This window comes from Paenibacillus nuruki (assembly GCF_963311185.1).
Classification (GTDB): Bacteria; Bacillota; Bacilli; order Paenibacillales; family Paenibacillaceae; genus Saccharibacillus; species Saccharibacillus nuruki.
This window is the reverse complement of sequence record NZ_OY725677.1, coordinates 4993058-5002500: the sequence shown is the minus strand read 5'-3', so window position 1 is coordinate 5002500 and position 9443 is coordinate 4993058. Positions and strand designations below refer to the sequence as shown.

Here is a 9443-nt window from a genome sequence, read left to right as displayed (position 1 = left end):
CATTACTCACTCGTTGTTCAGTTTTCAAAGAACTTGCAGTATGTTGTTTCGCTGCGTTTGTGTTTTTTAGAACTCTTAGATCATATCATTTTCTAAGTTTGTTTGTCAACTCTTTTTTTCAACATCATTTTTTCAAATCATATTGTATTGCTTTGAGGCGACTTAAATAATGTATCATATTTATATGAAGGAAGCAAGCCTTTTAGTATTTTATTTTTCTTGTATAGATGATAAGTGACTCTTTCATTATTTGGTTTGAATAAGAATGTGTTTCTTTAAGGTATAGAAGGAAGAAAATAATATAACCTAATAGAATGACTACTCAATGATTCAATCCTATGAAAGGAAACAAACGAAGCGGGAAAATATAGGCACACCATTTGGAGTGTATGCTGTCATTTTCCCGCTTCTTATATATCTATGGGTAAGACCATAGTTTTTGCTAATCTATGATTGTCATTTATTCTTCGCTTGAACGGTGACATGTATAGGTGATGAACTTGTGCTAGACCCCGACTTATTTACTGCTTTCACTTTGTAATAGTATGTTTTGCCATTTATCAATCCTTTGTTTGTATAGTGAGTTGCTTTTAGGTTTGAGGCTACTTGCTTGTAAGACCCTTCTTGTGTATCTGCGCGTAGTAATGTATATCTGTTCGCATTGTTTACAGGATTCCAACTTATTGTTGCTTTGCGATTTCCTGATTCTGCATGTAATCCTGTTGGTGCTGAAGGAATTTCATTATTTTCTATAGGATAGGTTTTGATGTTTGGTAATTCATCCAGAGTCACTACGTAATCATGATTATAGACTTTTTTCAAATGATCTAATGAGTTAGTCTTCTCATCATGAGCTGACCATGTACTAAACCAGCTCCAGTCTGCATGATAGATAGGTAGCAAATCCGGATCTGGAATAGCACCATTCTCTGTCATCGCTATAAGCTTGCGGTCTTTAACAAGAGAAAGCAACTGATCATACTTGCCTACTTGAACGTTATAATCTCCTCCTGAAGGGTAAGAATCGTAGCTCACAATATCCACAACATCATCTCCCGGATACCATTCAGGAGATACCGAGTTCCACACCCATATCAGGTTATTTAACTGGTGTTCATTTGTTAATCGATCATAAAGAAGTCTGTACAGTTCTTTACATGGTGTTGCACCTTTGGCTCCCCACCAGAACCATTCTCCTTCTGCTTCATGCAAAGGACGGAAAAGTACTGGAATATTTGCATCCTGCAATTTTTTTAACTGCGTAGCGATAACATCTATATCTCTTAGCAGTAACCTGTACTCCTCAGAATCGGGATGTGATAAAGCATATTGAAGATCAAAGGTTGTGGAATCGGTATAAAATCCTCTCCACCATTCTTTTCCTGGTTGGTTAATGAGATCTTTCGGAGCATTCCAGTGCCAGACGAAAGCAACAATGCCTCCCTGTTGATCCCAGTCGATTGCTTTTTCCGTTTCGGTAGTAGTTGCGCCGTACTCTACACGTGATGGCGAGTAGTCCATCAGATCAAAGCCAACAACAGCCGGCTTCTTGCCTAGATGAGTCTGGAGCCAATCTATATTGGAATAGTCTTGTTGTCCCGAAAGGATTTTATGACCGTAGTTATCGACGAGATAGCTCATGAGCGACTTTGCTGCTGGTGATGCTTTAGGATTAACCAACGTTTTGGAAATCGAATGAACAGGCTCTTTGGTTACTTTTTGGATGGAGAAGTAATCGATATCATAATATCCCCAGCCTTTATCGATTCGAATGGTATTGGCTCCTTTTTTGAGTATTGCTTTTGTAGCAGCCATTTCTGTGAAACCATGGGTTGGCGTAAAATCAACAGTTCCGACCGAGATATCGTTAACGAACAGATTTGCTTGTTTAGGTCCATTGGGCGCGTTATACCGTATGTTAATTTGATAAAGACCTTCTTTTGCAGGATCAACAGTTATGGTTAGCGCATCGCCCTCTTCATCAAATCCTGTCACATATCCATCTCCTGAATAACCCGTTACGGTAGAAGCTTCATCGACTCCCTGCAATAATCCATTCTCTGCTTCATAGATTTCTGCTTTTCCCTTTGCTGATGATAATGGAATTAGAGAAACAAACATGATAATAACCATCAAGACAATGCCTGTTTTTTTCACTTAATCTTCCTCACTCTCATTTTTGATTTGGATATAGTAGAAAGAATCATTTTGTAATCGTTTACAATAAAGTGATGAAAATGGACGGCTTGTATAATCGAATATTGAACAAGCCGTCCATTTAACTTATATCTAGCTATACATCTTTTTGAGAAAAATCACTTACTCTATTATGCTAATCATTGTGTTGACCATAACTTAATACGATCCTGAATATGCTGTGTATATATTTTTTCCATTTCCTGAACGCCGTCTTTTTCTAATTCCGCCATGTAGGCATCCCAAATTCGGTCAAAATCTTCCGGTTTGGACATCACAGCTTCCGGGATATACTTCCATGTAATATCTTTCATCTTCGCTCCCAAAATCATAGATGGATCATCATTAGGAAGCGATATGGTGTAAGCTGCTCCATAAGCTCGTGGCTGGAAATCTTCTTCGGTCGGAAAAAGATCTTTCCAGTGTTTAGCTTTGTATGCTTTGAGTGTCTCTTTCTCAGCATTACTGTAATTGAGACTTAGTAATTCTGGATAATTGCGAGTAAAGTAGTTGCCTGTCGAATCTTTAATGCCATCTCCATAATGAACCATCATATTCCAGTACAGACCAAGACCCGCTTCTTTCTGAAATGCGGCACTATCATTATTCGCTCTCTCCTGCACTTCTGGTATAAATGAGCGTTTGCCGTTTTTGACAGTATAATGCTTGCCTTCAATTCCCCAGTTATTTAGAACCTGACCTTCTTCTGAAGCTAAAAAGTCAAGAAACTTGATTGCACGTACTGGATCTTTGCATGTACTGGAGATCGAAATACCATAACCACCATCAAATCCGGCTAGCCAGAAACTGGTATCTTTATACTCCTTGCTCATAGTAACAGGATAATGACCATATGTTTGGTCAAACTTACTTGCTGCTCTAAGCGCATTTTGGCCATCTCCATAATCCCATTCCGGATCAGCAAGACCCAGAATTCGTCCTGAAGCCACTTTAGCTTTGAATTGATCGGTTTTTTGAACAAAACTTTCTGGATCCAATAACCCGATCGCATTCATATGGTTCAACCAGCGAAAAAATTCCTTTTCTTCCGGACGACGAAAATGATAGGTCGCTTGATGTGTTTTCTGATCGATATAATATTCTCCGTCATCAGGGCCTCCAGTTGTCTGGAATCCAAGATTGGTTACCTGATACATATGCCAATCATCCGCATTCAGTGACATCCCGATATTCTTATTACCGTTCTCATCTAATGGATGTTTGGATAAATAAGACTGGATCACTTTTTCATAATCCTGTACTGTACGGATTTCAGGATACCCTGCTTCCTTAACAACACGATGCTGTAGTTCAAATCCTGCGTCTGCTCTGATTTTTTTCTCATCTACAGCTGACCAGGTAGGAACAGCATAGATTGCTTGATCATCCAGACTGTATTTGGTGCGAACGATTTTGTCTCCCAGCATTTTTTTGATATTCGGTGCATGTTCATTGATCAGATCAGTAAGATCAAGAATAGCTCCTGCATCGACCAGTTTGCCCACATCTGCTTTCGCTGCAATCAAATCTGGATAATTACCAGTTGCTGCGATTAATGAGAGCTTTTGAACTGGATCGCCTACAGCAAATTCTGCGCTTAAGGTAACACCGGTTTTCGCCTTGATTACTTTGCCGACTTCATCGTTCATATTATTCCAATTGGTACTGGAATCTTCAGAAAAATAAGTAAAGGTGATTGGTTGCTTTCCATCTCCGCTATCAGGTAGATGATCTCCAGACGAATCTGTAGCGAAAGGATTGCTACATCCTACCAGCGCTGTGATCATGACCAGCGATAATACAGAAGCTACTATTTTTTTGTTGCCTGACTTCATGAAGCTTCCTCCTTCATTATGATAAATCATAGATCTGAGACTATAGCAGTCAGATATAAATGGTTTAACTTTTAACAGCTCCAAGCGTCATTCCTTTTACAAAATATTTCTGCAAGAAAGGATAAACAATCAAAATAGGTATCGTTACGATGATAGTAATTGCCATTTTGACAGACTCGGGTGATACCTGTGCCATCCGTTCAGCCATATTGGAAGCATCTTGAGAATTGGTTGCACTGGTTGTCGTACTCTGTAAAATTTTCATTAATTCATACTGTAGAGTAGTCAACGTTTCATTAGACCCGTTAAACAAATACGTATCAAACCAGGAATTCCATTGTCCTACTGCCAAAAAGAGCGCTACAGTCGCCAGTGCTGGTTTGCAAAGTGGAAGAATAACACGCCAGTAGATGACAAAGTCATTGGCTCCATCCAGTTTGGCAGATTCCTGTAGAGCGTAAGGCAACCCATCTATAAAAGAACGAATAACAAAAATATTAAATGCACTAACTAGACCCGGTAAAACATATACCGCAAACGTATTAATCAAATGTAGATCCTTCATCAGAATAAATCCGGGGATCATTCCACCTGATACATACATAGTGATTGCTAAAAACATGGAGATCCATCTTCTTCCTCCAAAATCGTTACGTGCAAGTACAAACGCCAGCATTGATCCACTTAACAACCCTAATACGGTTCCGATAACTGTTCGCAACACAGAGTTTTGAAATCCAGTAATCAAACCTTTGTACGTAAAAATCAAATCGTAATTTTTCAATGTAAATTCTCTTGGCCAGATTGTGATTCCCCCTCTGACGGTATCAACCGAATCATTCAGAGAAATGGCCAGTACATTAAGAAATGGATATAGTGTTAGCACAGTTACCAGAATCATGGATACATAAACGATCACTTCCAAAATGCGATCCTGTATCGATTTGGTATGTAGTTTATTTTTAGAACGGCTAGCCGATGTCGTACTGTTGGCAGTTCCCATTTCTTCCTCCTTACATAATGCTTTCTTTGGTAACACGTTTAAAAATGCCATTCGCTGCAAACAACAAGAACAGACTAATCACCGAGTTAAAAATATTGATCGCTGTACCGAATGAATAACGACCCATGGACAGTCCATAATTAAGCGCATACAAATCAAGAACTTCAGAATAATCAATGACCATATGATTACCTAGCAGAAATTGCTTTTCAAAGCCATTACCTAGCAGGTGACCAATAGACATAATGAGAAGCACAATAATGGTCGGTCGGATGCCCGGTAGTGTAATATGCCACATTTGTTTTAGACGGCTGGCACCATCTACTCGTGCAGCTTCATATAGTTCGGGACCAATGCTTGAAATAGCAGCCAGATAAATGATGGCGTTCCAACCCGTTTCTTTCCAAATATCTGCACTGGTGACGATATACCAAAACCAATGTCCTTGAGACATAAACGGAATCGGCTGATCGACCAGATTGAGACCTAGCAATATACTGTTTACAACACCACCATCTGTGGACAGCATTTTGGTAACAATCCCTGCTGCAACTACCCATGATACAAAGTGAGGCAGATAAGATACGGTCTGTACAAATCGCTTCATTACCCCAATGCGGACTTCATTAAGTATTAAGGCAAAAATGACTGGTACTACAAATCCTGCCACCAGCCCCATGAAACTCATTGCCAGTGTGTTACGAAGAACCTGATAGAAGTGGTCATCTTGAAACAAAGTGCGAAAGTGTTCCAAACCTACCCACTTCTGTTCAAAAAAACCTAACCCTGGTCTATACTTTTGAAAAGCCATCGTCCAACCCCATAAAGGAAAATACTGAAACACAAACACCCAAAGTACAAATGGAATAGACATGTAGTACAAATATCTTTGATTATGCCATTCTTTCCATTTACCTTTTCTGATTGGGCTTACTTTTTTGTATACGCTTTCCTTTTCTAATATCCGTTTGCTCATATTCCCCCTCCTCTCTGACTTTTATCTTAAATCAGAGAACAGCAAGCCGACATACAACGAATTTCGGTGAAAATCATCTACAAATTATGGATTTTAAAATCCGAAGGTGAGCATCCTTCATACTTTTTGAATTTGCTATAAAAATAATTAACACTTGTATAGCCGACCTTTTCTGAGACTTCATAGACTCTCATTCCTTGATTTAATAATTCCTTGGCTTTTTGAATGCGGATTTTGTCTAGATAAGTATTAAAGTATTCCCCTGTTTTATTCTTGAAGATCTGACCCAAATGAGCTGTACTGTAATTCAGTGTTCCTGCCAGTGTCTCCAACTTCAAAGGGTCACTATAATGATTATGAATAATGCTAATCATCATTTTTAATTCTTTTTCTTTACCTTCTGGTGCTGTATCTTTGGCAAGCATCGTCAGAAAAGAGTGGATTTCTGCTAAAAGATCAGTCAGATACTCATATGCAAAAATTCCTTTTAAAAAATGTGAAATCTTCTCTGTATCTTTCCAGTGTGTATAGGAATGTATGTTCAATTTGTGTAGCACTGCATGGCATAGATAGAAAAAAGATTCTTTAATATGGGTTTCGTCATACTTTTGAGCAAGAAAAAAAGACAGAGCTTGCTCCAATAGCGGTCGGATCATCTTGTGATTGCCTGTGTCCAAACTGTAATATAAGCGCAGAGTAAACTCTCCCATCATTTCATCTGGAAGGCTATTCCTTGTATCCATAGCATTCGGTACCAGACAATTTGCAGACCTCACTCTTACTGATTCTTCTTTTTCGTGAAAAAATGCCTGTTTTAAAGCAGATTCAGCTTCTGCAAAAGACATATGTATCTTCTCGGGTGTTGATACAGCCCCACCTGTGGCAGCAATAAATTCACTGCTCTCGAGTGTCTGTTTAAGCCATTGATAATATTTCTGGCGAGACTTTGTACCACGTAGCGGTTGATTGAGGAATATAACGATATAGGATGAAAAGACAGTGACTACTCCGTTACCGTCATATTCTAGACATGGCTTTAACTTATTTAGGAATGTATGTAATTTATCCGAAAGATCCACATTGGCATTTTGTGGACGTACAATAACAATCTCATAACTCTCCCAAAACATTCCGGCATCTAGTGCTATATTTCGCAAAGCTATAAAATCTTCTGTATGCTGTGGAACAAGCAAACGATGAAGCAGCCAAGTCTGATCTGCCTTTGTTATTCGTTCCTGTTCTTTCTGACGTTGTTCCTGCTCTATCTGTTCACGAATGCGTTCCAGCGTATGGGTCATCTCCTGAATATCTACTGGCTTGAGAAGATAACCATCAACACCGTATTTGATCGCCTGTTTGGCATACTCAAAATCGGCATAGCCACTCAAGATGATAACGTGTAGACGATATCCCTCCGAAGATACAGCTTGAAGTAACTGTAGACCATCCATAAGTGGCATTCGAATATCAACAAGTGCAATATCCGGCTGCTTTTGAGCAATGATCCTAAGTGCTTCTTCTCCATTGGCCGCTACTGCAATCACTTCAAAGCCTAATTTCTTCCATGGAATTAATGTTTGAAGCCCCTGTCGCAACTTCGGTTCATCATCTACAATAAGAACTTTAATCAATATCATCGCCTCCCGGTACAATAAATGTGATAGTCGTTCCGCTTCCGTAGCTACTCTTAATATGCAAAACGCTTGCTTGACCATACAACAACACAAGCCGATCATTTACATTACGAAGACCAATCCGCTGTTCTTTTGAATCATTGGCCGGAGAAGCAAGCTCTTGTTGTACACTTTCCAGTCGCTCGGCTGAAAAGCCGGTACCATTATCGCTCACCTGAATTTGAGCTCCTCCTATGATCTGCGTGACCTCTACTCTAATCTGTCCACCTTCTGCACGATGATCCAAACCATGAATAATCGCATTTTCCACCAATGGCTGAATAATTAAGGGAGGCACACGGATCTTTTGGATTTCGGGTTCTATCGTTAGCTGATACTGCAAACGATCTTCATATCTGAACTTTTGAATATCCAAATAACCTTGAACATACTTCAGTTCTGTTTCCAACAAGATCATATCGCTATTGGTCTCAAGACTACTACGCAACAACGTACTGAGTAACCATACGACTTGGGCAATATCATCCTGCTGACGAATATGGGCTTCCATCCGAATCGACTCCAACGCATTGAATAGAAAGTGAGGATTAATCTGACTCGCTAGCATTTTAAATTTCATTTCATTTTGTCTTTGTTCTATCAGGCTTTTCTCTCGATTGGTTGTCTGGACTTCATGAAATAATCTATCAATGTCTTTCACCAGTGCATTGAACTGGCGAGACAACACTCCGATTTCATCATTGCCATCTATATGTAAAAAGGTTTTCCACGAACCAGAACGAACATTGTCTACATGATGGCTGAGTCGTTGTAGTCTTCTGGAAAGTAATAAAGCAGAAGCATACGTCAGAAAAGTGGCAACAATTAGACTCGAGGCAATCACTATAGCGCCAAGAAAGATCACATGATTGGCATCACGGGTAATCTCATCAATTGAAAAAACGGAGATCATCCGCAGACTATTCCAGCTATCATTCGGTTGTAAGGTAGCGACTACAACTTTGGAGTCTTTTCCATCGAGTGATATATTATAACTGCCCTCAGCAAGACTCAAAATATCGTTACTACTATATAGAGTCGATGCTTCTTGTTCCGACCCTTTTATAGAATTAGAAGCAACCAGTTGATTCTCACTGTCCACAATAAATGTAGGAAAAGACTCTTGTTCCAGAATGGCGCTTAATCGTTGTTTGTTTACGTTAATCACCATTACTCCTTTTTGCTCTGAAGCGGCTAAAGGAAATGAGCGAATCAAACTTAATTCCATAGCATTTGTTCGTTCATCTTGGATCATATTCCAACCGACCACTCCTTTTTGTGCTATTGCTTGTTGATACCAGATCTGATCCAGTAACTTTTGAGTCGGCTGCATAAATTCCCAGTTATTCAGTGCTCCCGGATTGATCGCATATATTCGAATGCCAGAAATCTCTTTATAGAGCTGTATATATTCTCGAATATTCGTGTAGTTGTGATATTGCTGAATGACTTCGGTATAACTGTTGTACGTCTGACTGGCTGTTTTTTTCATCTGATTATCATTCATAAGCCGATTCGAAATATCTAATGGAACTTTGATTAATTCTGCGGTACGCTTTTGAACACGATCCACATTATTAGATACCTGCACCAAAGTACTTTGCACTACAACTTCACGCAATCTTGCAGTCAAAAAAAGACCACATAATAGTAGAGGGATGCCTGCTGCTGTTATAAACGTAATAGCTAACTTCTTTCTTATTTTCATATCATTCATTATTCGAACGAAAAACATGATTTAACCTCCAGTAACCAGCCTG

At 39.3% G+C, this 9443-nt stretch carries 6 protein-coding genes; all 6 read right to left on the bottom strand.

Annotated elements, in window-relative coordinates; all coding sequences use genetic code 11:
• Window positions 1-456: 456 nt before the first annotated feature.
• The 6 genes from RCP16_RS22115 to RCP16_RS22090 all read right to left on the bottom strand — a co-directional run bounded on the left by RCP16_RS22115 (window position 457) and on the right by RCP16_RS22090 (window position 9418).
• Entirely contained in the window at window positions 457-2157 is a 1701-nt protein-coding gene (locus RCP16_RS22115) for a glycosyl hydrolase (protein WP_308641371.1), read from the bottom strand.
• 179 nt (window positions 2158-2336) lie between these two features.
• On the bottom strand, window positions 2337-4031 hold the full coding sequence (locus RCP16_RS22110; protein ID WP_308641370.1) for an ABC transporter substrate-binding protein: 1695 nt from the start codon (window positions 4029-4031) through the stop codon (window positions 2337-2339).
• A 64-nt stretch (window positions 4032-4095) separates the two neighbouring features.
• Window positions 4096-5034: a carbohydrate ABC transporter permease gene (locus tag RCP16_RS22105; RefSeq protein ID WP_137226227.1), complete on the bottom strand. Its 939-nt coding sequence runs from the start codon at window positions 5032-5034 to the stop codon at window positions 4096-4098.
• Window positions 5035-5044: 10 nt separating this feature from the next.
• Window positions 5045-6010 carry an ABC transporter permease gene (locus RCP16_RS22100; RefSeq protein ID WP_069328576.1) on the bottom strand — a complete coding sequence of 322 codons (966 nt, stop codon included), beginning with the start codon at window positions 6008-6010 and terminating at the stop codon, window positions 5045-5047.
• A 77-nt stretch (window positions 6011-6087) separates the two neighbouring features.
• Window positions 6088-7641: a response regulator gene (locus RCP16_RS22095; protein WP_308641369.1), complete on the bottom strand. Its 1554-nt coding sequence runs from the start codon at window positions 7639-7641 to the stop codon at window positions 6088-6090.
• Window positions 7634-9418, bottom strand: a complete 1785-nt coding sequence (locus tag RCP16_RS22090; RefSeq protein ID WP_308641368.1) for a sensor histidine kinase — start codon at window positions 9416-9418, stop codon at window positions 7634-7636. Before RCP16_RS22090 ends, RCP16_RS22095 begins: the two co-directional genes overlap by 8 nt.
• Window positions 9419-9443: the final 25 nt, after the last annotated feature.

Excerpts from the sequence above, each read along its gene's own strand:
- RCP16_RS22110 (WP_308641370.1), bottom strand. The coding sequence starts at position 4,031 with ATGAAGTCAGGCAACAAAAAAATAGTAGCTTCTGTATTATCGCTGGTC.
- RCP16_RS22105 (WP_137226227.1), bottom strand. The coding sequence starts at position 5,034 with ATGGGAACTGCCAACAGTACGACATCGGCTAGCCGTTCTAAAAATAAA.
- RCP16_RS22100 (WP_069328576.1), bottom strand. The coding sequence starts at position 6,010 with ATGAGCAAACGGATATTAGAAAAGGAAAGCGTATACAAAAAAGTAAGC.
- RCP16_RS22090 (WP_308641368.1), bottom strand. The coding sequence starts at position 9,418 with ATGTTTTTCGTTCGAATAATGAATGATATGAAAATAAGAAAGAAGTTA.